This is a genomic window from Agarivorans sp. JK6, assembly GCF_045277145.1.
In the GTDB taxonomy this organism is placed as follows: domain Bacteria; phylum Pseudomonadota; class Gammaproteobacteria; order Enterobacterales; family Celerinatantimonadaceae; genus Agarivorans; species Agarivorans albus.
In genome coordinates this window covers 2,275,032-2,300,860 of the sequence record NZ_CP113525.1, presented here as the reverse complement: position 1 = coordinate 2,300,860, position 25,829 = coordinate 2,275,032, and the positions used below count along the sequence as shown (strand labels likewise).

General features: G+C 42.6%; 27 protein-coding genes and 2 tRNA genes. 11 read left to right on the top strand and 18 right to left on the bottom strand.

What is annotated here, in order from left to right; all coding sequences use genetic code 11:
* Positions 1 to 129 precede the first annotated feature (129 nt).
* The 4 genes from OV592_RS10730 to OV592_RS10715 all read left to right on the top strand — a co-directional run bounded on the left by OV592_RS10730 (position 130) and on the right by OV592_RS10715 (position 4,288).
* Complete coding sequence (locus OV592_RS10730) at positions 130 to 1,155, top strand: amino acid ABC transporter substrate-binding protein (protein WP_016401499.1); 1,026 nt, start codon at positions 130 to 132, stop codon at positions 1,153 to 1,155.
* Between the two features lie 70 nt (positions 1,156 to 1,225).
* Positions 1,226 to 2,422, top strand: a complete 1,197-nt coding sequence (locus OV592_RS10725; RefSeq protein ID WP_406611373.1) for an amino acid ABC transporter permease — start codon at positions 1,226 to 1,228, stop codon at positions 2,420 to 2,422.
* A 1-nt stretch (position 2,423) separates the two neighbouring features.
* On the top strand, positions 2,424 to 3,515 hold the full coding sequence (locus tag OV592_RS10720; RefSeq protein ID WP_406611372.1) for an amino acid ABC transporter permease: 1,092 nt from the start codon (positions 2,424 to 2,426) through the stop codon (positions 3,513 to 3,515).
* 14 nt (positions 3,516 to 3,529) lie between these two features.
* A complete protein-coding gene (locus OV592_RS10715; protein WP_016401502.1) occupies positions 3,530 to 4,288 on the top strand; it encodes an amino acid ABC transporter ATP-binding protein in 759 nt (252 codons plus the stop codon).
* 74 nt (positions 4,289 to 4,362) lie between these two features.
* On the opposite strand, the gene ihfA is transcribed toward OV592_RS10715, so the two are convergent.
* The 7 genes from ihfA to thrS all read right to left on the bottom strand — a co-directional run bounded on the left by ihfA (position 4,363) and on the right by thrS (position 11,440).
* Positions 4,363 to 4,656, bottom strand: a complete 294-nt coding sequence (gene ihfA, locus OV592_RS10710) for an integration host factor subunit alpha (RefSeq protein ID WP_016401503.1) — start codon at positions 4,654 to 4,656, stop codon at positions 4,363 to 4,365.
* Between the two features lie 2 nt (positions 4,657 to 4,658).
* The gene (pheT, locus tag OV592_RS10705) at positions 4,659 to 7,046 is read right to left on the bottom strand and encodes a phenylalanine--tRNA ligase subunit beta (protein WP_406611371.1); all 2,388 of its coding nucleotides are present in this window, start codon (positions 7,044 to 7,046) and stop codon (positions 4,659 to 4,661) included.
* 12 nt (positions 7,047 to 7,058) lie between these two features.
* Positions 7,059 to 8,039, bottom strand: coding sequence for a phenylalanine--tRNA ligase subunit alpha (pheS, locus tag OV592_RS10700; RefSeq protein WP_016401505.1), 981 nt, complete (start codon positions 8,037 to 8,039; stop codon positions 7,059 to 7,061).
* A 259-nt stretch (positions 8,040 to 8,298) separates the two neighbouring features.
* Positions 8,299 to 8,652 (bottom strand): 50S ribosomal protein L20, encoded by a 354-nt coding sequence (gene rplT, locus OV592_RS10695; RefSeq protein WP_016401506.1) that lies wholly within the window; start codon positions 8,650 to 8,652, stop codon positions 8,299 to 8,301.
* Between the two features lie 18 nt (positions 8,653 to 8,670).
* Complete coding sequence (gene rpmI / locus OV592_RS10690; RefSeq protein ID WP_016401507.1) at positions 8,671 to 8,868, bottom strand: 50S ribosomal protein L35; 198 nt, start codon at positions 8,866 to 8,868, stop codon at positions 8,671 to 8,673.
* A gap of 100 nt (positions 8,869 to 8,968) precedes the next feature.
* Positions 8,969 to 9,511 (bottom strand): translation initiation factor IF-3, encoded by a 543-nt coding sequence (infC, locus tag OV592_RS10685; RefSeq protein ID WP_084681800.1) that lies wholly within the window; start codon positions 9,509 to 9,511, stop codon positions 8,969 to 8,971.
* Between the two features lie 3 nt (positions 9,512 to 9,514).
* On the bottom strand, positions 9,515 to 11,440 hold the full coding sequence (gene thrS / locus OV592_RS10680) for a threonine--tRNA ligase (protein WP_406611370.1): 1,926 nt from the start codon (positions 11,438 to 11,440) through the stop codon (positions 9,515 to 9,517).
* A gap of 206 nt (positions 11,441 to 11,646) precedes the next feature.
* Between thrS and OV592_RS10675 the strand changes: the two genes are divergently transcribed.
* Entirely contained in the window at positions 11,647 to 11,850 is a 204-nt protein-coding gene (locus OV592_RS10675) for a CPXCG motif-containing cysteine-rich protein (RefSeq protein WP_016401511.1), read from the top strand.
* Here OV592_RS10675 and OV592_RS10670 read toward each other — a convergent pair.
* Positions 11,847 to 12,467, bottom strand: coding sequence for a riboflavin synthase subunit alpha (locus OV592_RS10670; protein ID WP_406611369.1), 621 nt, complete (start codon positions 12,465 to 12,467; stop codon positions 11,847 to 11,849). The genes OV592_RS10675 and OV592_RS10670 overlap by 4 nt on opposite strands.
* Here OV592_RS10670 and OV592_RS10665 point away from each other — a divergent pair.
* From OV592_RS10665 to OV592_RS10650, 4 genes are all read left to right on the top strand, one after another.
* Positions 12,466 to 13,863 carry an MATE family efflux transporter gene (locus OV592_RS10665; protein WP_051147601.1) on the top strand — a complete coding sequence of 466 codons (1,398 nt, stop codon included), beginning with the start codon at positions 12,466 to 12,468 and terminating at the stop codon, positions 13,861 to 13,863. The two genes, OV592_RS10670 and OV592_RS10665, sit on opposite strands and share 2 nt — an antisense overlap.
* Positions 13,860 to 14,852, top strand: a complete 993-nt coding sequence (locus OV592_RS10660) for a DUF3080 family protein (RefSeq protein WP_406611368.1) — start codon at positions 13,860 to 13,862, stop codon at positions 14,850 to 14,852. The genes OV592_RS10665 and OV592_RS10660 overlap by 4 nt, the downstream gene beginning before the upstream one ends.
* Positions 14,853 to 15,000: 148 nt before the next feature.
* Positions 15,001 to 15,077 (top strand) — tRNA-Val (locus OV592_RS10655).
* A gap of 14 nt (positions 15,078 to 15,091) precedes the next feature.
* Positions 15,092 to 15,168, top strand: a tRNA-Val gene (locus tag OV592_RS10650).
* A gap of 29 nt (positions 15,169 to 15,197) precedes the next feature.
* On the opposite strand, the gene modC is transcribed toward OV592_RS10650, so the two are convergent.
* From modC to nifL, 10 genes are all read right to left on the bottom strand, one after another.
* A complete protein-coding gene (gene modC, locus OV592_RS10645; RefSeq protein WP_406611367.1) occupies positions 15,198 to 15,911 on the bottom strand; it encodes a molybdenum ABC transporter ATP-binding protein in 714 nt (237 codons plus the stop codon).
* On the bottom strand, positions 15,902 to 16,582 hold the full coding sequence (gene modB, locus OV592_RS10640; RefSeq protein ID WP_406611366.1) for a molybdate ABC transporter permease subunit: 681 nt from the start codon (positions 16,580 to 16,582) through the stop codon (positions 15,902 to 15,904). The genes modC and modB overlap by 10 nt, the downstream gene beginning before the upstream one ends.
* Positions 16,583 to 16,604: 22 nt before the next feature.
* Positions 16,605 to 17,372, bottom strand: a complete 768-nt coding sequence (gene modA / locus OV592_RS10635) for a molybdate ABC transporter substrate-binding protein (RefSeq protein ID WP_406611365.1) — start codon at positions 17,370 to 17,372, stop codon at positions 16,605 to 16,607.
* Between the two features lie 16 nt (positions 17,373 to 17,388).
* On the bottom strand, positions 17,389 to 18,225 hold the full coding sequence (locus tag OV592_RS10630; protein ID WP_406611364.1) for a TOBE domain-containing protein: 837 nt from the start codon (positions 18,223 to 18,225) through the stop codon (positions 17,389 to 17,391).
* 259 nt (positions 18,226 to 18,484) lie between these two features.
* Positions 18,485 to 19,111 (bottom strand): nitrogen fixation protein NifQ, encoded by a 627-nt coding sequence (locus OV592_RS10625; protein ID WP_406611363.1) that lies wholly within the window; start codon positions 19,109 to 19,111, stop codon positions 18,485 to 18,487.
* Between the two features lie 8 nt (positions 19,112 to 19,119).
* Entirely contained in the window at positions 19,120 to 19,383 is a 264-nt protein-coding gene (locus OV592_RS10620) for a 4Fe-4S dicluster domain-containing protein (RefSeq protein ID WP_406611362.1), read from the bottom strand.
* Positions 19,383 to 20,699: a nitrogenase cofactor biosynthesis protein NifB gene (nifB, locus tag OV592_RS10615; protein WP_406611361.1), complete on the bottom strand. Its 1,317-nt coding sequence runs from the start codon at positions 20,697 to 20,699 to the stop codon at positions 19,383 to 19,385. Before nifB ends, OV592_RS10620 begins: the two co-directional genes overlap by 1 nt.
* A gap of 150 nt (positions 20,700 to 20,849) precedes the next feature.
* On the bottom strand, positions 20,850 to 21,311 hold the full coding sequence (locus tag OV592_RS10610) for a hypothetical protein (RefSeq protein WP_406611360.1): 462 nt from the start codon (positions 21,309 to 21,311) through the stop codon (positions 20,850 to 20,852).
* The gene (gene nifA, locus OV592_RS10605) at positions 21,311 to 22,858 is read right to left on the bottom strand and encodes a nif-specific transcriptional activator NifA (protein ID WP_406611359.1); all 1,548 of its coding nucleotides are present in this window, start codon (positions 22,856 to 22,858) and stop codon (positions 21,311 to 21,313) included. The genes OV592_RS10610 and nifA overlap by 1 nt, the downstream gene beginning before the upstream one ends.
* On the bottom strand, positions 22,858 to 24,399 hold the full coding sequence (gene nifL, locus OV592_RS10600; protein ID WP_406611358.1) for a nitrogen fixation negative regulator NifL: 1,542 nt from the start codon (positions 24,397 to 24,399) through the stop codon (positions 22,858 to 22,860). The genes nifA and nifL overlap by 1 nt, the downstream gene beginning before the upstream one ends.
* A 308-nt stretch (positions 24,400 to 24,707) precedes the next feature.
* Between nifL and rsxA the strand changes: the two genes are divergently transcribed.
* Positions 24,708 to 25,286, top strand: a complete 579-nt coding sequence (rsxA, locus tag OV592_RS10595; RefSeq protein WP_152784850.1) for an electron transport complex subunit RsxA — start codon at positions 24,708 to 24,710, stop codon at positions 25,284 to 25,286.
* A 12-nt stretch (positions 25,287 to 25,298) separates the two neighbouring features.
* Positions 25,299 to 25,823 (top strand): RnfABCDGE type electron transport complex subunit B, encoded by a 525-nt coding sequence (locus OV592_RS10590; RefSeq protein ID WP_338626361.1) that lies wholly within the window; start codon positions 25,299 to 25,301, stop codon positions 25,821 to 25,823.
* The last annotated feature ends 6 nt before the right edge of the window (positions 25,824 to 25,829 follow it).

Genomic DNA, 25,829 nt, shown 5'->3' with positions numbered 1-25,829 from the left:
GCGGTGTTACAATAATGTTGACACCCAATATTTGAATGTTTATGTTGTTATTGGCTCAAATTAGCACTCAAGCAAATTTTTCGAGTGATATACCCCACAATAGAAGACAAACTGTACAGGGAAGAAAACATGTTAAAAAACACGCATATTAAAGCCGCAGTTGCTGCTGTTGCTCTAGCATTTGCTGCTAACGCAAGCGCTGCTGAAGGAACGTTAGACAATGTGAAAAGTAAAGGTTTCTTACAATGTGGCGTTAGTACTGGCTTACCAGGTTTCTCAAACCCAGATGCCGACGGCAACTGGCAAGGCCTTGATGTTGACGTATGTCGCGCAGTAGCTGCAGCCGTTTTAGGTGATGCATCTAAAGTTAAATACACTCCCCTTACTGCGAAAGAGCGCTTTACTGCACTTCAATCAGGCGAAATTGATATTCTTTCTCGTAACACTACTTGGACGCTAACACGCGATAGTTCACTAGGTTTGAACTTTGCTGGTGTTAACTATTATGACGGCCAAGGCTTTATGGTAAGTAAAGAGTTGGGTGTTTCTTCAGCTAAAGAATTAGACGGCGCTGCTGTTTGTATTCAATCAGGTACTACTACTGAACTTAACCTAGCGGATTACTTCCGTGAGCACGGCATGAAATACACTCCTGTTGTATTTGATACTTCAGACCAAACCGTTAAAGGTTTTGAAGCAGGCCGTTGTGACGTTCTTACTTCAGACCAATCTCAGCTTTATGCACTACGCATTAAACTAGCTAAGCCAGATAGCGCGATGGTATTGCCAGAAATCATTTCTAAAGAGCCTCTTGGCCCAGTTGTTCGTCAAGGTGACGACCAGTGGCTAAACATTGTTAAGTGGTCTCTATTTGCGATGATCAATGCTGAAGAGTATGGCTTAACTTCGGCTAACGCAGACGACATGCTTAAATCTACTAACCCTAACGTTCGTCGTATCTTAGGTTTAGAAGGTCCTAAAGGTAAAGGCTTAGGTCTAGATGACAAATGGGGCTACAACATTGTTAAGCAAGTAGGTAGCTACGGCGAGTCTTTTGAGAAAAATGTTGGTGCAGGTTCTCCACTAGGTATTGCACGCGGTGTTAATGCCCTTTGGAACGACGGCGGCTTCCAATACGCTCCACCAATTCGTTAATTTCTACCTTATTAGAGCAGGGCTTGCCCTGCTCTCTTCGTTTTAATCCTACATTACTAGGTTACATTATATGGCTGCTCATCCTTCCTCAAAGGATAACTCAGCAAATAGTCTTCGTAAGATCTGGTTTGATCCCAACGTAAGAGCGCTAGTTTTCCAAATTATTGTCGTTATCGGTGTTATTGGCTTCTTCTACTACATCATCAGTAACGCGCTTTTCAACTTAGAACAACGTGGCATTACCACTGGTTTTGGTTTCATGAACCAAACCGCAGGCTTCGGCATTATTCAATCATTAGTCGAATACGATGAAAGCCACACTTTTGGTCGAACTTTCGTTGTTGGACTGTTAAATACAATTTTAATATCGATATTAGGTATCATTTTTGCCACCATCCTTGGGTTTATTATGGGTGTGGCTCGTTTATCTAGTAACTGGTTAATTTCTAAAGTTGCTACGGTTTACATTGAAACCATGCGCAACATTCCTTTGCTACTTCAAATATTTTTCTGGTACTTTGCAGTGCTTCGGGCTTTGCCAAGCCCTCGACAAAGTGCCCATATAGGCGAAGCGGTTTTCCTCAACGTACGTGGTTTATATATGCCAAGTCCGGTGATGGAAGCTGGGTCTAACATAGTGGTATTTGCTTTTATCGCTGCCATTATCGGTTCGATCATTATCGCTAAGTGGGCTAAAAGGCGCCAAATGGCTACTGGCCAACCCTTTCCAGTTTTCTCGGTATCAGTAGGTCTAATTGTATTACTGCCATTACTTACATTTTTTGTAATGGGTATGCCTATTTCTTTAGATTACCCTGCCTTAAAAGGTTTTAACTTCCAAGGTGGTATGGTTGTTATCCCGGAACTTGCAGCTTTGTTAGTTGCTTTAACGACCTATACAGCTGCGTTTATTGCAGAGATTGTTCGTTCAGGCATTTTAGCGGTTAGTAAAGGTCAAAGTGAAGCAGCTGAATCACTCGGTTTAACTCGAACGCAAGCCTTAAAATTGGTGATTATTCCGCAGGCTATGCGAGTAATTATTCCGCCACTCACCAGCCAATATTTAAACCTAACTAAGAACTCATCATTAGCTACTGCCATTGGTTACCCCGATTTGGTCTCAGTGTTCATGGGAACAACTCTTAACCAAACTGGACAAGCTATTGAAGTTATCGCCTTAACTATGGCGGTTTACTTAACTATCAGTATTACAACTTCAATCTTGATGAACATTTATAACAAGAAAATGGCTTTAGTGGAGCGTTAATATGTCAGAGCATCAATTTAAACCTGATTTAGCTCCACCTAACCTAAGCGTAGGCTTTGTGGGTTGGCTAAAGAAAAATTTGTTTTCCTCATGGATAAACAGCTTTTTTACTCTGTTTATTCTTTATCTAATTGTTCCACCACTAGTATCTGCCATTCAATGGGTGTTCTTAGAAGCAGATTGGATAGGAGATAGCCGAGAGGCTTGTACCAGCGATGGCGCATGTTGGGTGTTTGTAGCAGACCGTTTCTCTCAGCTAATTTACGGCTTCTACCCTTCCGCAGAACGCTGGAGAGTAAATATTGTCTTTGTTACTTTCCTGATTCTAATCGCGGCATTGGTATATGAGAAAACACCGCATAAACCCAAAATCGCAATTTTTAGCTTAGTTATCTACCCAGTAATTGTATTTTTCTTGTTACTCGGCGATTCATTTGGCTTACCTAAAGTAGAAACTCACCAATGGGGTGGTTTAATGCTTACTTTGGTATTAGCTATTGTAGGCATTGTAGCGGCCTTACCATTTGGTATTTTATTAGCGCTTGGGCGTCGTTCTCATATGCCGATAGTGCGAAGTTTTTGTACCATCTACATTGAGTTTTGGCGAGCGGTACCTTTAATCACCGTGTTGTTTATGGCCTCTGTAATGTTGCCGCTATTTGTAGGCTCTGAAGTTGATTTTAACAAGTTACTTCGTGCCATGATCGGTATCATCATGTTCCAGTCAGCCTACATGGCCGAAGTTATTCGTGGCGGTCTACAAGCTATACCAAAAGGTCAGTACGAAGCCGGCGAAGCATTAAATTTAACCTATTGGCAGTCGATGGGCTTAATCATCTTGCCTCAGGCTTTGAAGATTACCATTCCTTCGATTGTTAATACCTTTATTGCGCTTTTCAAAGATACTAGTCTGGTATTGGTTATTGGATTATTCGATTTATTGGCTATTGGCCAATCTGCATTAGCAGATCCAGAATGGCTTGGTTTCTCTACAGAAATGTACGTATTTATCGCTTTTGTATTTTGGGTGTTCTGTTTCGGTATGTCTCGCTATTCAATTCATCTTGAGAAGAAACTACACACAGGACATTAATAAGGAAATTTTACATGACATCTAATCAAACAAACCCTGAAGTAGTTATTCAGCTCAAGGGAATGAACAAGTGGTACGGTGAGTTTCACGTACTAAAGGACTTAGATCTTACCGTAGCCAAAGGCGAAAAAATTGTTATTTGCGGCCCTTCTGGTTCGGGCAAATCGACTATGATTCGCTGTATTAACCGCTTAGAAGAGCACCAAAAAGGCGACATTATTGTTAATGGTACTGAGCTACAAAGTGATCTTAAAAGTATTGAAACGGTGAGAAGTGATGTGGGGATGTGTTTCCAACACTTCAATCTATTCCCTCACCTAACCGTTTTGCAAAACTGCTGCTTAGCGCCAATTTGGGTGAAAAAGATCCCTAAGGCAGAAGCAGAAGCCACAGCAATGAAATACTTAGAGCGGGTTAAAATCCCAGAGCAAGCTGATAAGTACCCTGGGCAGCTTTCAGGTGGTCAGCAGCAACGTGTGGCTATCGCTCGAAGCTTATGTATGAATCCATCTATTATGTTGTTTGACGAACCGACTTCGGCACTCGATCCTGAAATGGTTCGTGAAGTACTAGATGTAATGGTTGAACTGGCGAACGAAGGTATGACCATGCTTTGTGTAACTCACGAAATGGGCTTTGCTAAACAAGTCGCAGACCGTGTGATATTCATGGATAGAGGTGAAATCATTGAAGAGAATGAGCCGGTAGAATTCTTTGAAAATCCGCAGTCAGACAGAACGAAACTGTTCTTGAGCCAGATTCTTAATCACTAGAATTTAGTAACTTAAAAAAGTTGAAGTAAAAGAAAAGGAAGCCAACTGGCTTCCTTTTTTATGTCCTAAATATTCTATTTAGGCTCGGCGTTCTCTACCCTACTCTTGAGCTTTTGCCCAGGACGGAAGGTGACTACTCGACGCGCAGAGATGGGGATATCTTCACCCGTTTTCGGATTACGACCAGGGCGTTGATTTTTCTCCCTTAGGTCAAAGTTACCGAAGCCGGAAATTTTGACTTGTTCCCCACTTTCCAAAGCCACCCGTATTTCTTCAAAAAAAGCTTCTACCACTTCTTTAGACTCTCTTTTGCTAAAGCCTAAGTTTTCAAATAAATTTTCTGCCAGGTCAGCTTTAGTTAATGCCATAACTAGTCCCTCAAGGATGCGTCAAACTCTGTACGTAACGCCTCTACAATGGTGTCAACTGTAGCGGCAATCTCTTTTTCTTCAAGGGTACGGCTTTGCTCTTGCAAGGTTAAACTGATAGCAATACTCTGCATATCGTCTGCAATGCCTTTCCCTTTGTATACATCGAATAAGTTTACGCCAACTAATTGATTTCCGCCAACTTTCTTAATGCAATTTAATAAATCGCTAGCTTTTACCTGTTGCGATACCAGTAAAGCAAGGTCGCGACGGTTTGCTGGGAACTTAGAAACTGGCTGGGCATCTGGCAATTTGCGTTGAGTAACGGCGTCTAACACCAATTCGAATACAAATATCTTACCGCTCAAGCCAAAGGCTTTAAGGTGCTGAGGATGCAAAGCACCAAGGTAACCAACCACTTCTCCGTTGCGTAAAATGTTAGCTGCTTGTCCAGGATGTAAGGCTGGGTTTTGAGTAGTTTCAAAGCTAAAAGAATCTGCATCAACAGTTTGCTGAATAAGCGCTTCTACATCACCTTTGATATCGAAGAAATCGAGTTCTCGTTCAGTGGTGTTCCAAGCTTCTTGATTAGCATTTCCACTAATTACACCTGCAAGCATTGGAGTTTGGCTAACACCATTTTCGGCATTTTGGTCAGGAACAAAACGTAAACCCGACTCAAATACTCGAACACGAGATTGCTGGCGCTTTTGGTTGTAAGAAACCGTGTCTAACAATCCAGTCAACAAACTTAAGCGCATTACCGACATTTCTACAGAAATTGGGTGTGGCAATACCATTGTTTCTTGCTGTGGGTGCAACAGTTGTTGACGTTTAGGGTCAACAAAGCTGTAAGTCACTGCTTCTTGGTAGCCGCGGGCACAAAGTAGCTGACGCAACTTAGTTGCTGGCAGTTCAACTTCTTGATGTTGACTCATTTTTAATGAAGCAACTGGAGAAACATTTGGAATGTTGTTGTAACCGTAAATACGAGCAACTTCTTCGATTAGGTCTTCTTCGATGTCCATATCAAAACGATAGCTAGGCGCTGTTGCATCCCAACCTTGTTCTGTTTCAGTTACCGACATACCTAAGCGAGTTAAGATTTCACTAACTTGCTGTTTAGCGAAGTTATAACCGACAACTTTTTCTAAACGCGCGTGGCGTAGAGTAATCGTCTTCGCTTTAGGTAACTTAGTTTGGTCACCTGACTCAACGACAGGGCCAACTTCGCCACCACAAATTTCAACAAGAAGTTGAGTTGCACGCTCAATAGCTTGGTTTTGTAGTTGGTAATCTACGCCTCGCTCATAACGGTGTGATGAGTCTGTATGCAAACCATACTGTCTCGCTCTACCGGTAATTGCCAATTTACTGAAGAAAGCACACTCTAAGAAAATGTCTTGGCTAGTTTCGGTTACGCCAGTTTTCTCGCCACCAAAAATCCCCGCCATTGCAATTGGACCAGTTTGGTCACAAATAGCTAAGGTGTTTTCTTTAAGCTCAACTTCATTACCGTCAAGTAAAACCAGTTTTTCACCATCGTTAGCTAAACGTACATCAATGGAGCCTGTTAGTTTCGCTAAATCAAAGGCATGCATAGGTTGCCCTTGCTCAATTAACACGTAATTGGTGATATCTACAACCGGATCGATTGAGCGAATACCACTGCGACGCAGGCGCTCTTGCATCCATAACGGTGTTGCTGCTTTTACATTTACGCCTTTAATCACACGACCTAAATAACGTGGGCACTGCTCGGTAGCTTCAACATTTACCGTAAACGTATCGTTAATTGTTACTTCAGCGTTTTGCCATTGTGGCTCTGCTACGTCTAACTGATTTAGTACACCAACTTCTCGTGCTAAACCACGTAGGCTTAAACAATCTGCGCGGTTAGGCGTTAAATCTACTTCAATGATTACATCATCTAGCTTTAAGTAGTCACGTAAGTCGGTACCAATAGGTGCATCACTAGGCAATTCCATAATACCGTCAGATTCGTCACTAATGCCCAGTTCGCTGTAAGCGCAAAGCATGCCATGAGAAGGTTGCCCACGTAACTTTGCTTTTTTGATTTTAAAGTCGCCCGGTAACACTGCACCAACAGTTGCAACGGCAACTTTTAGACCTTGTCGGCAGTTTGGAGCGCCACATACAATATCAAGTAACTCTTCAGCGCCAATATTGATTTTGGTAACACGAAGTTTATCTGCATCTGGATGTTGGCCACATTCAACCACTTCGCCAATAACTACACCGTTAAAATCAGCCGCTACTGGCTCTATGCCATCAACTTCCAGGCCGGCCATAGTAATTTGTTCTGCTAACTCGTCGCGAGAATTGCTAGGGTTAACCCACTCTCTTAGCCAGGATTCACTAAATTTCATCTCAATTAACCCTTAATTAAATTGTTTTAAGAAACGTAAATCGTTTTCGAAGAATGAACGTAAATCGTTAACGCCGTAGCGCAACATGGTTAAACGCTCTACACCCATGCCAAAGGCAAAGCCGGTATATTCTTCAGGGTCAATGTTTACTGCACGTAATACATTTGGGTGCACCATGCCGCAACCCAAAACTTCTAACCAACCATTTTTACCTAATACATCCACTTCGGCTGATGTTTCGGTAAACGGGAAATATGAAGGACGAAAACGTACTTGCATGTCTTCTTCAAAGAAGTTTTGCAAGAAGTCGTACAACACACCTTTTAACTCGGTGAAGTTAACGTTTTTATCAACCATCAAGCCTTCAACTTGATGGAACATAGGAGTGTGTGTTTGGTCGTAGTCGTTACGGTATACACGCCCAGGCGATATAATTCTAATTGGTGGTTTTTCCGTTTCCATGGTTCGGATTTGGACACCCGAGGTCTGAGTACGTAGTACCAGATTAGGATTAAAGTAGAACGTATCATGGTCAGCACGCGCTGGGTGGTGCTCAGGAATGTTTAAGGCATCAAAGTTATGGAAACCATCTTCGATCTCCGGGCCAGATTTAACCTGGAAACCCAACTCGCCAAAAAACGTTTGAATACGTTCAATTGTTCGAGTTACTGGGTGTAAACCACCAATTTCGTCGGTACGGCCTGGTAGGGTTACATCAACGGTTTCCGCTGCCAATTTAGCGTTTAATTCTTGCTGAACCAATAATTCGCGCTTTTGATTCAATGCTTCTTGGATAGCTTGTTTAGCTTGGTTAATAAGTTGACCAGCTTGAGGACGCTCTTCAGGCGATAATTTGCCAAGTCCCTGTAGCTGTTTAGTCATTAACCCTTTTTTACCTAGGTATTCTACGCGAACGGTATCGAGTTCGTTAATCGCAGAAGCTGCTTCTATGTGAGTCTTCGCCTGATTGATTAGCGCATCAAGATCTAGCATGATTTCCTCATATTCCACCAAGGGAACGGCTGATTTTTAGTATTTAATAAGACCGGAAATAGTACTTTAATGAGTCGCTGATGGCTAGCGCGGAAGCTTGTTTGCTAAGGATTTTTATAGGAGTTTGTTGGGTATTTGAGCAGACGCCAAAATGTAATGGAAGTTGATGCCATAACTTACAGAGATTAAGGCCAAATTTGTTGAAAGAATGGTAATAAAAAAGGGAGCCTAAGCTCCCTTTTCACAAACTTGATAAAACTTATAAAGCAGCTTTTGCTTTTTCTACCAATACTGTGAATGCTGCTTTATCAAAAACAGCAATATCAGCTAGGATCTTACGATCGATTTCGATAGATGCTTTTTTAAGTCCGTCAATGAAACGGCTGTAAGACAAACCATTTTGACGAGAAGCAGCATTGATACGTGCAATCCATAATTGACGGAATTGACGTTTACGCTGACGACGGTCACGGTAAGCGTATTGACCCGCTTTAATTACCGCTTGGAAGGCTACGCGATAAACACGTGAACGTGCTCCGTAGTAACCTTTGGCTTGTTTTAAGACTTTCTTATGACGTGCACGTGCTTGTACACCGCGTTTAACTCTGGCCATTCTTAATTTCCTCTAAACTTATGCGTACGGCAACATGCGAACAATTGATGCAACATCAGAAGCAGCAATCATACCCTTCGGACGAAGGTGACGTTTTACCTTAGTACGGCGCTTAGTCAGGATGTGACGAAGACCAGCTTGTTTGTATTTAAAACCACCAGAAGCAGTTTTCTTAAAGCGCTTAGCTGCGCCTTTGTTCGATTTCATTTTTGGCATTTACATGCACTCCGCATTGCGAGTTTAACAACATATAACTAAAGGCGAACAAAAACAGCTTACTCGTTAAAGTAAGCTGCTTGTTACTTGGATGCCTTAGTTACTTCTTTTTAGGGCCTAACACCATAACAGCTTGGCGACCTTCCATTTTTGGAAAAGCTTCCACAACTGCTAGTTCTTCTAAATCACCTTTAATGCGATTTAAAAGATCAAAGCCTAAGCTTTGGTGTGCCATTTCACGACCACGGAAACGTAGCGTTACTTTAGCTTTATTACCCTCTTCTAGAAAGCGAACCAGGTTGCGTAGTTTTACCTGATAGTCGCCTTCGTCAGTTCCAGGTCGGAATTTTATTTCCTTAACCTGAATCTGTTTTTGCTTCTTCTTCTGTTCTTTTACAGATTTACTCTTTTCGTAAATGAACTTACCGTAATCCATGACCCGACAAACAGGTGGTTCAGCATTCGGACTAATTTCAACTAAATCAACGCCAGATTCTTCGGCTATGTTTAGCGCTTCATTCAAACTTACAATGCCGATGGACTCGCCATCTAAGCCATTAAGGCGTACTTCTTGAGCTTGAATTTCTTCATTTATCTTATGTGCTCTTGCAGCTTGTTGCTGACCACGTCTTCCGGTTTTTATAATTTATACCTCAATACAATTATTGTCACGATTGGTGATTTCTTGCTTAACTTGCTCAACAAACTTGTCAACTGCAAATCTGCCTAAGTCATCACCCTTACGAGTTCTAACCGCAACCTCATTACTTTCGACTTCTTTATCGCCGACTACTAACAAATAAGGAATACGCTTTAGAGTATGTTCGCGGATTTTAAAGCCTATCTTCTCATTTCTCAAGTCCGCAATGGCTCTAATGCCCTGTTTATTTAATTTTTTTACTACTTGATGGACAAAATCAGCCTGTTTATCAGTAATATTCATAACAACAACCTGGCGAGGAGCTAACCAAGTTGGGAAGAAACCAGAATATTCTTCTGTCAAAATACCAATAAAGCGTTCAAGTGAACCTAAAATGGCGCGGTGAATCATTACCGGTACATGACGTTCATTGTCTTCTCCAACAAATGAAGCAGACAAACGACCTGGCATCGAGAAATCTAACTGAACAGTACCACATTGCCATGCTCTATCTAGGCAGTCGTGAAGAGTGAACTCAATTTTAGGGCCGTAAAACGCACCTTCACCCGGCAAGTAAGAAAACTCGATACCTTTTGATGTTAATGCATCAGCCAAGGCTTTTTCAGATTTATCCCAAGTTTCGTCGTCACCTACTCGCTGTTCTGGACGAGTAGAAAGTTTTACTTCAATTTCTTCAAAGCCGAAGGTTTTGTATGTTTCGTAAACCATGTCGATACACGAAGCTACTTCATCTTGAATTTGGTCTTCAGTACAGAAGATGTGTGCATCATCTTGGGTAAAGCCGCGCACTCGCATCAAACCATGTAAAGAACCAGATGGTTCGTTACGGTGACAAGAACCAAACTCAGCCATGCGCAATGGAAGATCACGGTAAGACTTCAAACCTTGGTTAAATATTTGAATATGACCCGGACAGTTCATTGGCTTAACAGCGTATTCACGGCTTTCTGACTGCGTAGTAAACATTGCATCTGAATACTTATCCCAGTGTCCAGATTGCTCCCACAAACTACGATCCATAATTTGCGGTGCTTTTACTTCTTGATAATCGTACTTAGTTAGCTGCTCACGTACATAAGTTTCTAACTGACGGAAAATCGTCCAACCAGAGTCATGCCAGAACACCATACCTGGTGCTTCTTCTTGCATGTGGTAAAGGTCTAGCTGCTTACCAATTTTACGGTGGTCGCGCTTAGCGGCTTCTTCAAGACGTTTTAAGTATGCAGCTAGTTGTTTTTTATCTGCCCATGCGGTGCCATATACACGTTGCAACATTTTATTTTTGCTATCGCCACGCCAATATGCCCCAGCTACTTTCATCAATTTAAAATGATGACAGAACTTCATATTAGGTACGTGTGGACCGCGACACATGTCTACGTATTCTTCGTGATGGTAAAGCCCAGGAGTGGCACTTGCCTCAATACCTTCGATAATCTCGAGCTTGTATGGTTCTTTGCGTTGTTCGAATACCGCTTTTGCTTCCGCTAGAGGCACTGTCTTTTTAACCACGTCGTAGTTAGTTTTAGCCAGTGCTTTCATGCGTTTTTCAAGGTTTTCAATATCTTCTTGAGTAAGCGAATGCTCTAAATCGATATCGTAGTAAAAGCCATTATCAATAGTAGGACCAATAGCCATTTTAGTTTCTGGCCACATTTGTTTAATGGCATGACCCAATAAGTGAGCACAAGAGTGACGAATGATTTCTAAACCATCTTCGTCTTTAGCGGTGATAATCGCTACTTGAGCATCTTCAGATATAAGTTCACAGGCATCTACACGTTCGCCGTTTACACGGCCAGCAATACACGCTTTAGCTAAGCCTGGGCCGATATCGGCTGCGATATCCATAGTTGAAACTGGGTTTTCGAATTGACGTTGACTACCGTCAGGAAGAGTAATAACTGGCATATTTATCCTTGCTCATACAGTGGTGATGCCTACCAAACATCACATGATTTAGTCGATAAAATTGAGTACTTAATGCACTTAAAAGATGGGCAATATTAAAGGTCTGAGCAGATAACTTCAATAGCTTATGGTTTATTGATCTTGATACTCGTTGTTCTCACCAATTTGAACCATAATTAGACAGTGGACATATTGGAGTAGTAGTTATGAAAAACTATGTCGAAAAAATGATTTCTTGCCCAACCTGCGGTCACCATACTCCCCTTATTATGGATGCGAGTAACGGTGACCAAGACTTTTATGAAGACTGTCGAGTATGTTGTAACCCAATACATTGCCGTTTACAGGTTGATGAAAGCAACGAGAAATTATTGGCCTTTGTAGACGCCGACGACGAGCAGTACTTTTAACTTAACCAACGTTTTAAGTCACCGCTTACTGCTAAGTTTTTGATGGTATCAATCGCTGTCTGAGTTGCGCTGTCTATTTCAATATTCACTAAATCACCTAGTTGCTTGTCACCTAAGGTAGTAACCCGCAAGGTTTCGGGAATAATGTGCAGCCAGAACCCCTGCTCACTTAGTTTTCCAACCGTTAAACTGGCGCCATCAACACACACAAAGCCCTTATAGATAACATAATCGCGCCAAGCCTTATCTAAGGCTAGATGAATAGCTAAATTATTTTCTGTTGGTAACAACTCAATTATTTTAGCAGTACTATGAATATGGCCAGAGACAAGGTGACCACCAATTTCGTCCCCTACCTTCGCTGCGCGTTCAATATTTACTAAATCCCCTTCTTTTATTGTGCCTAAGTTTGTTAGACTTAGCGTTTCTCGAATCAAGTCGAATTGAACACCTTGTTCGCTAATGTTTACCACCGTTAAACAGGTTCCGTTTACGGCCACACTAGCGCCTATTTTCAAGCCTTCGGTATCCGCTAAATCAACCCAGAGCTGCATGAATCCTGGTGATAACTCGACTTTGACTACTTTTCTTTTATTCTGAACAATTCCGGTGAACATGAAGCATTTTTTCCTGGGTTTTAAACAACGATTTTCCAAAGAGTGTTTTGCCATACTGCGGCTAGCAGGGCCAATTGTAGTTGCTCAACTTACCATAACCGGTATGAGTTTTGTTGATACGATTATGGCAGGCTCGGTAAGCCCTACCGATTTAGCCGCTGTGGCTGTTGCCGCTAGCTTTTTTAACCCAATTATTTTGTTACTACAAGGCATATTAATGGCTGTTACGCCTCTAGTTGCCTATCAAATTGGTGCGAAACAAGCTCATAAGGGCGGCAACATATTTCGACAAGCCTTAGTTATTTCCATGTTTCTTGCCGCTGCTGCTTGGGCTATTTTATGGTTTGCGCCTAATGTTTTTAACATTATGGATGTTGAAGAACAGTTAGTTGGTCTAACAAAGCAATATTTGTATTTTGTTAGCTTTGGGTTACCTGCTTTTGCTTTATACCAAGTATTGCGAGGGGTTAACGAGGCCTGCTCGAACATTAAAGCCATTATGATCATTGGCATAATGGGCTTGCTAATAAACATCCCGATTAACTACATCTTTATTAATGGTTTGTTTGGCATGCCAAAACTGGGTGGCGCTGGCTGTGGTGTTGCCACGGCAATGGTTAATTGGTTTATGGCTGTAGCCATGCTGATTTACGCCACCAGAAGTAAAACCTTATTACCGCTTAACTTGTTCGAACGATATCAGGGGATTGATTGGCCAATCGTATCGCGAATATTCAAATTAGGTTTGCCAATTGGCGGCGCTATATTCTTTGAAGTAACGCTGTTCTCTATGATTGCTTTGCTGTTATCGCCACTTGGCGCAGACATTGTGGCTGCTCACCAGATTGCGCTTAACTTCACCTCAATGGTATTTATGTTGCCATTAAGCATTGGCATCGCGCTTACTATTCGTGTTGGCAATTTTATGGGTGAAAAGTCGCTAGATAAAGCACAAGTGTGCGCCTATAGCGGAATTATTCTTTCCATTATCATTACCTTGTTTATAGCTACTGCGACTATCGTATTTCGTCACGACATTATCGCTTGGTACACGGAAAACACCACCGTAGCTGCCATTGCAGCCCCACTATTTTTGTTAGCAGCCACCTATCAGCTATCAGATTCAATGCAGGTATGTTGTGCCGGTGCGCTTAGGGGTTACCAAGATACTCGTTTCATTTTAATCGTTACCCTAATTAGTTTTTGGCCAATTGGTTTAGGTGTTGGATCTATACTTACATTTACCGATTATTTAACCGAAGAGCCAATGGGAGTGATCGGTTTTTGGATAGCCATAGTACTAGCACTAACCGCCTGCGCTATTGGTTTGTGCTGGCGACTAATTTGGGCGAGCAATAACCCAGACAAACTTCACTTAATAAACAAGGAAGCATGAGCAAAAAACAGCTTGTTGTTTACTCATTATTAGCACTTGGTATAGGTGCATTTTCTTATGGGCTAATTTATTGGCAAAAGCCGCTTAGTGAGCGGCTTTTTCAAGACTATAGCTCTAGGTTAAACAGAGTGCTTTCCATTTCAATAAAGGCTCCGAAACAAACCCCTTCACTTCCGCAACTTTATTGGCGGGACTACTTAAAAAAAGAGCCAGAGTTATCACTATCACTGCTAGATAGCATTACCCTTAAACACTGCGGATTAGACCAACTGGTTTTCGAGAGAAATTCGAGCTTAGGTAAACATGCTAGTGCCGACTACACGCTGGTTTGGCATATTGATTTGATAACCGGGCTACAAACTTGCTTAGCCAACAACCACCTAGATGCTCAGCTAAAAGCCTCGCTACAGCACATACTCGATACAAAACGTACAGCAATTAATGTTTACTGGCACAACTTTTTAGTTAACGAACTAAGCATTAGGCATTTGTGGTCTAGCCAACAAGCTATTGGCAAAAATCCGCTTCCTTCCTACCGAGCGCTTGCTACAAACTTAACAGAGTTAAGCCACATACATGGTGAGTTAGTCACCAGCCACAGCATAAACAGGAAACAACTTCTGCAGTTAAGTGAAAAGCTGCAAAAAGGCGCAAGTATTTTAGCTCTCCTTCAAGAGCTTAATTTGACAAAAGCCTGGTTAAAAAAGGTCGCCATGGCGCTAGATGCTCGTCAATTCTCCTGCCAAGAAAGCAAAGCCGATTACGATATCTTACGCAATATTCTAAATAAGGTTTATGCGGTAAAGGTGCAAGACTACCTTGCCGAGCTCGATCAAAGTGCCAATGCTGTTATAAATTCTTTGTCTCCACTAATGCAGCAGTCACACGCCGAACTGTTAGCACGCGCAAGCGCTATACATTTAGAATTTAAACAGGCTAACCGCAAACACGTAAAACAATGGAAGCAAATTCTTGATAGCTGTACGTGAGTTTAAGGCAACATCTTTTGAGTTTGTTTACGCTAATTACAGAAGCACTGTTTAATCATTGAACATTCAGTTCTCATAATCATTATCAGCAGTTGACGCATGCCTGCAGTTACAGTACCTTTCTCGCCGTAGGCTAAAACCTCACAATACAACCGTAGCTCAGTTGGTTAGAGCACCACCTTGACATGGTGGGGGTCGGTGGTTCGAATCCACTCGGTTGTACCAAAATCTAAAACGATATTCGCGTAGCTCAGTTGGTTAGAGCACTACCTTGACATGGTAGGGGTCGGTGGTTCAAATCCACTCGCGAATACCACCTCTTAATCGTCCCTACTCTTTTATTTATCATACAGCCTTTAAGTAATGTTGCTGAATTCGCGCTTGTGGTTCTAGGTTTAAATTGCTTAAGTAAGCTTGCTGGCTTACCCGCCCTTGTTCTAAAAACACCATATAATCGGCTAAACGTTTAACCTCTTCTAAGTCGTGGCTTACATATACAACCGGAATCGAAAGCTGCTGGTGTAGTCTTTCTAAATAAGGAATGATCTCTTGTTTTAGAGTGGCGTCTAATGCTGATAGCGGTTCGTCCATTAACAATAGCTTTGGTGAACTTAGCAAAGCTCTAGCAATCGCTACACGCTGGCGCTCTCCCCCCGATAAACAGCTGGGTCTGCGTGTTAATAAATGTGAAATACTCAATAATTCACAGGTATCGCTAATACTTACTTTTCGTTTTTCTGGACGTGTTAAGCGGTGACCAAACAACAAATTTTGCTCTACATTTAGATGTAGAAATAAGCTGGCTTCTTGGAATACATAGCCAATTTCTCTTTGATGAGTAGCAAGATAGATCCCTTGCTTATCATCTTGCCAAACCTCACCATTAACCGAAAAATAGCCACCACTAAAACGATCTAAACCAGCCATTGCGCGTAAACACGAGGTTTTACCTGAACCCGAAGGGCCAAACAAAGCAGATACACCGGTTTGTGGCAAAGTAAGCTCAATGTTCAACGTAAAGTCATCACGCTGGCTGTGCAATTGCAATTCTAAGCACATAGTTTAAGCCTCTGTTTAGTAAAATCGTTCAAGCTGTAGATGATTAACAAAGCAACAAATGAAAACACCAACATTCCGCCCGCTAACCAATGCGCTTGACCATATTCTAATGCCTCAACATGGTTATATATTTCTATCGACATCACTCGCGTTTCACCTGGAATATTGCCGCCGATCATAAGCACAACACCAAACTCTCCAATGGTGTGGCAAAAGCCCAAAATGGCAGCAGCAAAAAATCCTGGCCTAGCAAGCGGAAAAGCGACCTTCCAAAATACTCGCCAAGGACTTGCACGTAACGTCATAGCTACTTCTAAGGGTCGTTTACCTATTGCTTCAAAAGCGTTTTGCATGGGCTGTACAACAAACGGCAAGGTATGTACTACGCAGGCAATCACAATACCGGTGAAGGTGAATGGCAATCGCCCTACTCCTAGTTGCTCAGATAAGCTGCCTAAGGGGCCGTTTGGCCCAAGCAACAACAGTAGATAAAAACCCAATACAGTTGGCGGTAGCACTAGCGGCAAGGCGAACATTGCACCAATTAGTGACTTTAAGGACGATTGAGTTTGCGACATCCACCACGCCAAAGGCGTGGCAATAATCAATAACACCAAAGTAACAACACAGGCCAACTTAAGCGTTAGATAAACCACATTTATATCGGGCATTTAGCACTCCTTTGCCATTTGGCTACTTAACGTCGTATCCAAAATCTTTAATTAGCTGCTTAGATTTTTCTGTTTGCAAATAAGCTAAAAATTGTTTTGCGGCTGCATTGTTACTGCCTTGCTTAAGTAACACTGCGTCTTGTTTAATTGGTGAGTACAGCTCATTTGGCACTAACCATAGCGAGCCGCCGTTTAACTGCTTATCAACGAGTACTTGGGATAAAGCAACAAAACCGAGATCAACAGCGCCAGAACTAATTTGTTGGTAGGTTTGTCCAACAGATTGCCCCTCTACAAACTTAGGCTCAAGTTTGTTGTAAACGCCAAGATTTTTCATTGCGCTAACCGCGGCAGCCCCATAGGGAGCCGTTTTAGGGTTACAAATAGCGATATGCGTTAATTCTTCTTTTAGTATTTCACCTTTGTCGTCCACTAACTCGGGGTTGTTCGACCACAGCACCAAGGATCCTAGGGCATAGGTAAACTGGCTTTTTGGCTCAGCTAATCCCTCTTCTACTAATAAACTAGGTCGTTGTTGGTCTGCGGCTAAAAATACCTCGAATGGCGCACCATTTTTAATCTGTGCATATAACTTACCTGTTGAACCAGCAGACACTTGAACGTGATGCTCGGTTTCTTTTTGGTAGTGATCGACCAAGGCCAAAACAGGTTTATAAAAATTTGCAGCAACAGCTACTTTAATCTCTGCCGCTTGAAGGCTTGTTACCTTTAGTGTTGCTACAACCAGTAAAACCCAACTAACACATAACTTGCTTAATAGTTTTTTCATTACTACTTCCTAGAGTTTAATAACTACAAATAATGACTGCGGATGCACTAAAAGAGACGGCTACTTGGCTCTGCTCTTTTATGTCGAGTTGTTCCTCAAGTACGCTTGGAACAATAGCGGATAAGTTTTTTTGTTCAGCCAGCTGGACACTAATATCCAAGTTGTCTGGCCCTTTGTTTATGCGGCTAACCCGCCCTACAAATTGGTTAGTATTACTTTTGGCGGTGTCTGCACCCTTGCGTATGCTTACTTGAGAGGCTTTTATCAAGCACAATACTTCACTTCCCAACGTAAGATTTAGCTCATCTACAGATTCCATAGACAGTAAGGCGTTAACGGTTAGTTGGCGGCTTATTGCCACTTTAACCAAACAGTTGACTGATTTTTTATCAATCAATACAACTTGGCCGAGTAGTTGATTTCTTGCGCTGCAACGCAAACTCATACGGCGCATTAGTTGTCTAAATTCAACTACGTTTAGCTGCTCATCACAGGGTTCGTTAATTTTCGGCTTCAATTGTTCAAAAGCTTGTTGGTACTCAAGCTCTAAGGCTCGGTATAAACTTAACAGGCCGATTCCGTAATCGGTCAGCTGAGTTCCGCCTCCATGTTTACCACCACTTTTTTTAATGACCAAAGGATGTTCAGATAAGTTGTTAATTGCATCTAGCGCATCCCAAGCCGCTTTATAAGACATAGGAATAGACTTAGCCGCTGCACTTAGAGAACCGTATTCAGTAATGGCCTCTAAAAGCTTTATTCGTTTATCACTAAGAAATGGACCTAGCTCACTGCAAAGCTTAATTTTTCCCATCAGTGGTTGGTTGGTATGATTAAGTTCTCTTAAGGTCATATTCGCACCTATACAACGCCTTTAGGCGCTCAGTTAAATTGAACAAATGCGAATTAAACGCACCGTTACTTACCTTATTGCAAGCACGACGCCAACCAACAAATATCGTTAAAAAGCCCGTTAACATTAGGGTTAAGCAACAAAGATAAGGTGACAAATAGCTGTAGCGAAGCTAACAAACCACGCTGTATTGTTGGGTATATAACGAAGGTCTAAAACAAGAAAAAAGGGCTAACTTAATTAGCCCTTTGAAACAATGTTAATCCACAAAGCATTCGGAATAGGATGAACATTCCTGACAACTAGGTGCTCTGCACACGTAGTCTCCACCCTGTTGGCAAAGCTGACGGTAAAAAAAACGTTTCCAGCGCATGTTGTTAGTATTTTGCTGATGTAATAACGGAAAGTTATATTTAAGTAATTCACCAAGTTCACTACGATTGCGCAGCCCTAAGCTATGCCAAAGATGCGATTGAGATAAACAGGCAGTGGCCACAATAATTGCCATTTGAAAGGCAAAAGGCACTTTGTCGTTGCAATGAGCAAATAGCAGCGCACTTAGCTCGTTGCGTTCTTGCATGCGTAGTTCAAATACTTCTTCTAGTACTTGAACGCGTTTACGCAAACCCGCTTTAAAAGGCTGTTTCCACAAAAGCTCTTGTTTACTAATATCGTCACTAGCAATAGCCCGTTTTAAGTCCATATAACTGGCATTATCTAAGCCAAGACCATAAGGCAGTTCGGCTTGGCCATTTAATTGGCTATGAATGATCAACTTAAACCAATTTCTATTGTGCATAGACATTGGCGGGCAAACCCGAGATAAAGCTTGTTGCCACTCTGTACCTATAAAACTAGTGGTTTCTTGAAGAGTTTGTATTTCCATAAACGCTCCTAACTTAAGGCAATAACGTTGGCTTCTTGGGGCAATCCGGTTAACGAACCAGGAGGGTTTAACGCACAACCGTTTGCATCAACAATGGCGTTTTCAACGGGGCAAATTTGAGCACATTGAGCACCATTAACATTGTTTGCACACTCATCACAGCGGTGTGCAATAACCGCAAATTGTTTATCGCCACTGGTAATCGCTTTACTAGGGCAAACTTCTTTACAGGCGTAACACGCTATACATGATTGAGTAATTGATAAGGCCATTAGCTACACTCCCCCATGCTACAGCTAGATTTGCTTGTGGTTGCCAGTTGCGCAGCTAACTGCTGTTGAAGGTCTTCAAGAGCGCCCCGTATATCCCGCAGGGCATAATCGGTGTTTGCTTTTACGTTCATTGCAGACAATTCCTGCTGCGGAGCATGGCCAATTCGACTACACAAAATTGTGTCGACGTGTTTTAGTTGGCTCAAATCTTTGACTGCGGAGTCATCGCACTGCTCACTGCCTTGGCAATACTGCTGCCAAGAAATGTCATCTAACTGAGTAATCTCGTCTGCGCTTACTCGATACATAGAAAACTGCGTGGCGTGGCCAAAATGCTGATCAATCAAGCTCAAACTACTACTAGCAACAGCAACCTGTATCGACCTTGCTACCTGTGCTGGCTCACTATTCTCGAGCGCAGCCAAATCTATGTCTTGGCCTAACTTACCTACAGCGTCAGCGCGACATTGCTGGCAATGAGTCATTTGCTGCATACTCTGACCGGCTTGCTCTCTAGCAAGGTTTAGCTCTTGCTTGGTGGGTTCTCGCTGACCCATTAAACCAAAGTAAGTACCGTGTGCTGGATCAGAGATTAGCGGCATAATGTTATGAATAAAGGCACCATATCTACCCAATACTTTAGCCAGCGATTCAATATGGAAATCGTTGATCCCTGGGATCAATACCGTATTAACTTTTACTAGCATCCCCGCCTTAATAGCCGCTTCTAAACCCAGTAATTGGCGATCAATTAGGGTTTGCGCTGCTTCTCTGCCCCTCAAGCGACGTTGGTTGAAATACACCCAAGGGTATATACGTTGGCCAATATCAGCATCAATACAGTTAATGGTAATGGTTAAATGCCTAACACCTGCTTCCATCAGCGACTCAAGTTGATCTGCTAAGGCCAAACCATTAGTAGAAACACATAGGTGAACATCTGAATCTACTTTGTCTATGGCCTTTAAGCTCGCCAAAGTAGCCTTGGGATTAGCCAAAGGGTCTCCTGGCCCAGCAATACCTACCACTTGGGTTTCTGGAACATGCTGCTTAACTTTAACAAAACGCTTTACTGCTGCTGCTGGAGAAAGCAACTTAGAGACGACTCCGGGTCGGGTTTCATTACTGCAATCAAATTTTCGATTGCAGTAATTACATTGAATATTACAAGCAGGCGCTACAGGTAAATGTATTCGGGCATACTGATGGCCTTCTTTTGAAAAGCACGGATGTTTTGCTACTAAAGCAGCTTGTTTACTGGCTTGAGCGCTTAACGGATTCTCTCCATTGGGCTGCTTAAGTGGTTGTATTGTCATGAAAAGCTTCCTTGTACACTACTATATAGGTAGTTTTGCAAGTGCTGTTCCAAGTATCTTTTTCTTTAAATACAGTTACTTAAATCGAACAAACACCTTAAAAGTAAGCTTGTATGTCGTATTTGTTGTAAACGCGACAGAGTGGCGGTGTTAATCGCAGATAAATTTTGCCATCTCTTTATAACTAATGTGGTAGCTAATATCCCTCAATAACAGCCATTTATATACAATGACCTGATTACTCCGAGATGCTGATTGTAGTAGTGCCGAGAAGGTAAAAGGACCTTTAAGTCGCCCATTGCCGATGCTGTAAAAGGATTTTTGGATTTTAAAGGTACAAACAAAGTGGCCTGCATTTGATTGATTACCAAAGTCACCCCAAACAACCAACAGAAGCTTGGCTTGGGGTAACAAAGATGAAGGCAGATGATGCAAAGCGAAAGCGGCTAGGTCATAGCAAAAGCCATGACCATCGCGTAAAGTTTCAGACGGAGTTTTCCACCAGAAGCCATTTAAAGCGGCTTGCTTACGCTGTTGTTGATTTGTATAGCTAAGCCGCTGTTGCATAAACTGGCATAGGTCCGTTACATCGCTAAATGCCAGCTGTTCCATTAAAGCTGTCTAACGTTAATATTCATTACTTGAATACGATAAGCTATTTGCCTTGGTGTCATATTGAGTAGGCGAGCAGCTTTAGCTTGCACCCATCCAGCTTGCTCTAAGGCTGCAATAACTCGCTCCCTCTCGTCCATTTCCTGGCTTTCCAAGTTAACTTTTTCGATGCTTGGCCGTGGACTAATTTTAGGGCCATCTAAACCATCGATAACAATTAAATCTTGATCAATTACCCCACTTTCGCTCATCACCGATGCGCGTTCGAGCAGGTTCTCCAACTGACGAACATTACCGGGCCAGTCATAGGCCATCATCATACGAATGGCGCCATCGGTAAGCTGTAGCTTGCGCCGTTGTTGTTTAGCCAGTTTTTCAATCAAAAACTCAGCTAAGTCGGGTAAGTCTTCAATTCTGTCCCGCAGCGATGGCGGGAACATCGGCATAACATTTAGTCGGTAATACAAATCTTCGCGGAAACGATCTTGCTTAACCTCTTCTTCTAGGTTTCGATTTGTTGCCGCCAAAATACGCACATCTACGTTAATGGTTTGGGTACTGCCTACTCGCTCAAATTCCCCTTCCTGTAATACACGCAATAACTTGGCTTGAAAGGCTGAAGAAATTTCACCAATTTCATCTAAAAACAGGGTGCCACCGTCAGCCATTTCAAAACGACCTTTGCGCTGTTTTACCGCTCCGGTGAACGCGCCCTTTTCATGACCAAACAACTCCGACTCTAACAAGTTGTCGGGTAAGGCTGCGCAGTTTAATTTAATAAAAGGCCCAGTAGCTCTAGGCGAGTTGTAGTGAATAGCATTAGCAATAAGCTCTTTACCGGTGCCGGACTCACCGCGAATAAGTACCGTACTGTCCCATTTAGACACTAAGCGAATTTGCTCAAACACTCTGCGCATTACCCGAGAATGACCAACGATGTTGTCCATACTGTAGTTGCTTCTTACTTTGCGTCTTAACCTGTCGCGTTCAGCCTCCAATTGGTCAGTTTGCACAGCAACGTCTTTGGCAAGCAATACACTTTTTGCAATTAGGTTTGCGGTCATCTCCAAAAATCGGGTAAACAAAGCTAGTTTTTCTGGAGCATCTATTTGTGGTTGAGCCGCCAATACGCCTAATACTTCATTGGATTTCTTAATCGGTACAGCAATAAATGGTAAATCTAATGCATACAAATCAAGTTTATCTGCAAAGCGTAAATCATTAGACACTTTGCTTAAAACAATAGGCTGTTTCTGTGTTAACACCGTACCAACGATGCCCTCGCCTGGTCGATAACGGATGTTTTTAGCAACACTATCGTTGGCATGATTCGGCGTATGCACTGTATCAACGCTAAGCATTTGCTCGTTTTCGGCAATGAGCGCTAACATTGCGTGTTGTAACATGGCTTTGTCGTGCAACACTTGCAGCACTTTGTTTACGCTTTGTTTGTAATCCAAGCTATTGGTTAATACGCTGCTTACGTCGTACAAAGCTGCCAAGTGTTGCTCGGCGATATGTGATTCTCGTTTTGTTGAATAGTCCATTATTCACCTCGCTTACGGCTACGAAGAGGAAGAACGATGCGAGCTTTACAGCCGCCTAATGAAGTTGATAAGTACTGAACGGTACCGCTGTGTTCACTCACTACTTGCTGCACAATGCTCAAACCAACACCACGACATCCGCTGTTATTGTTTGGTTTGGTACTGTAGAAGGGTTCAAACACTTTTAGCTGCAACTCTTTTTTAATGCCTGGCCCACTGTCTTCGACAGTGACTTCTATTTCGTCATCAACTAACTGGGTGCTACAAACAATTTCACGGCGTGTTTTCTTGCCGTAATCGATAGCTTCTATCGCATTATCTATAAGCTGTTTTAAGGCCACTCGAATACGAGAAGGCTGTCCAGTTAACGAAGGCAATGTACCGTTTAAACTTAGTTGCATAGTAATGCTGCGATTTAGTAAACGGTCGCTGGATAACTCGGTCACTTCATGCACCAATTGATTAATGTTTACCGACTGGCTAGCCTCGTAGGGTTTACGCGGTAAGGCGCTTTCTAGTTGGGCAATTGCAGCGTGGCCTGCTTGTAAACCCGCTTGCATTGCAGCCGTTCTGGCACAACTATTTGATACACCACAGAACATCTGTAAGGCTGAATCAATCATGTTGATTGGCCCTTGGATCTGATGAATTGCCGCATGCAGCGCCTCTTGCATACTGTGTAAGGCTTCTGACTCTTCTGTGGAACGGCGCAACTCCGATAACTGTTGCTGGGCTTGGCGGCGTCGTTCTTTGGTCACTTCACTTAAGGTAATAACCAAGTAGCGGCTAACTTTGGGTACAAAATAATCATCAACCTCAGACCCACTGATATTCACCGTAGACACACAACAGCTAAACCAGCGTTTACGCTTGCCCTTACCTACTTCAACGTTAAAGGTCTGCCCTTCGTTAAACGAGCCATCAACTTCCTGTTTACCTTTTAACTGATTTAAAGCAATCGCTACCGGTTCATCGCTAAAATCACTGCGCAAGGTTTTGTAAGAAAGGTTATCTAGCACAACTTGATGACTTTGGTCGAGCAAGGCGATAGCAACCGGCGCTGTATTCAGCACTGCTTCAACCATTAACTTTTGATTAGCCGCTATAGTTTGTTGCTGATGGCGTTCACTAATATCTCGATGAACACTCATATAGTGGGTAATATTGCCTTGCTGGTTACGTAAGCCGGTTATCGATAACTCTGCAAGATAGCGTTGACCATTTTTCTTCTTGTTAACTAAACGCCCTTGCCAACTCCCTCCGCTACTTATGCAGCCCCATAGTCCTTGGTAAACCTCGTTTGGCGTTGTTTTATAACTAAGTAAAGAATGGTTTTTTCCTATCAAGTCCTTTTGCTCGTATCCGGTGATCTCGGCAAACCGCTTATTCACAAACATAAAGTTTGCGTTTAAATCACTCACCGACATAGCCATTGGCATTTGCTCTAACACACTAAAGCATTGCGATAGGATTTGGTTTTCACTTAATGGAGCAAGGTCTTCAAAGGCCTGCTCTAAGGTAGATTTAAGTTCATTCATCATTCAATCAATCCTTTGCATTGCTGAGTTAATCGCTGAACATACAACTACAATGCAAGCGGCATTCCTCCCTGCGACACTACGTGCCACAAGGGTCGGCTGAATAAACATTGTTTGATTTACAACAATTTTAACTAATCTATCAGTTAAAATTGTTGTATTTGTCACCCTAAAATTTCCCTTAGAAACTCTGCCCACAAGCGACTAAAGCCCCGTATTACTCGGGTTCTTTCCCCAATATGGTTCATTTCACCAACTTGGTACATGCAATGCAGTACTGCCATTAGTAGTACAACTGTGTGGAGTATTTGATGGCCGACTACCTTCTCATTTTTATTAGCACTGCCGTGGTAAATAACGTGGTGTTAGGCAAGTTTCTTGGTTTGTGTCCGTTTATGGGGGTATCGAACAAAATCGATAGCGCCTTGGGTATGGGTTTAGCAACCACCTTTGTATTGTGCTTAGCGGCTATCGCCGCTTGGCTAATAGAAGCACTGCTACTTGCTCCCTTAGGCATTCAGGTTATGCGAATTTTAGTGCTCATTTTGGTCATAGCTGCTGTGGTTCAACTTACCGAACTGATCATTCAAAAAAATAGCCCCGAGCTTTACCAAGCCTTAGGCATATTCCTGCCCCTTATTACCACCAACTGCGCTGTGTTAGGCGTTGCCTTACTGGTAGTTCAAAACAACATGAACTTTTTACAAACCCTTTGTTATGCCTTTGGTTCTGCAGCAGGTTTTAGCTTAGTGATCGTGTTATTTGCTGGCTTACGCCAACGCTTAAAACTAGCCAAAGTACCAGCAGCATTTGCAGGCTTACCGATAGCATTCATTACCGCAGGATTACTGTCGATGGCCTTTTTAGGTTTTAGCGGCTTAGTGAACTAATAGGAGAAAGCCATGATTTTAATATCAATCATTTTACTAATCCTACTAGGAGCAAGCCTTGGAGCATTGCTGGGTTGGGCCTCTAAAGCACTAAAAGTAGAAGGCGATCCACGAGTCGATGAACTCGAAGCCATGCTACCCGGTGGCCAATGTGGTCAATGTGGCGAACCGGGCTGTCGTCAAGCAGCAGAGGCCATGGTTAAAGGTAATTTGGCTCCTACCAGCTGCCCGCCAGGCGGAAATGGCCTTGCAGCCAGCATAGCCAACTTACTAGGCGTAGAAGTGAGTAATGATCCCGATGCAGTGCCTGTTGTGGCTTATATAGAAGAAAGCCAATGCAGCGGCTGCACTCGCTGTTTTAAAGCCTGTCCCTTTGATGCCATTGTTGGCGCCAGTAAACAGATGCACACGGTCATTAGTCAGGTTTGTACAGGTTGTCGTTTGTGTGAGAAAGCTTGCCCGCAGGGGTGTTTAAGCATGCAAGCCCAGCAAGTACAGCTTAATACTTGGCAATGGCCAAAACCTCAAACGGCTTAAGGAGTG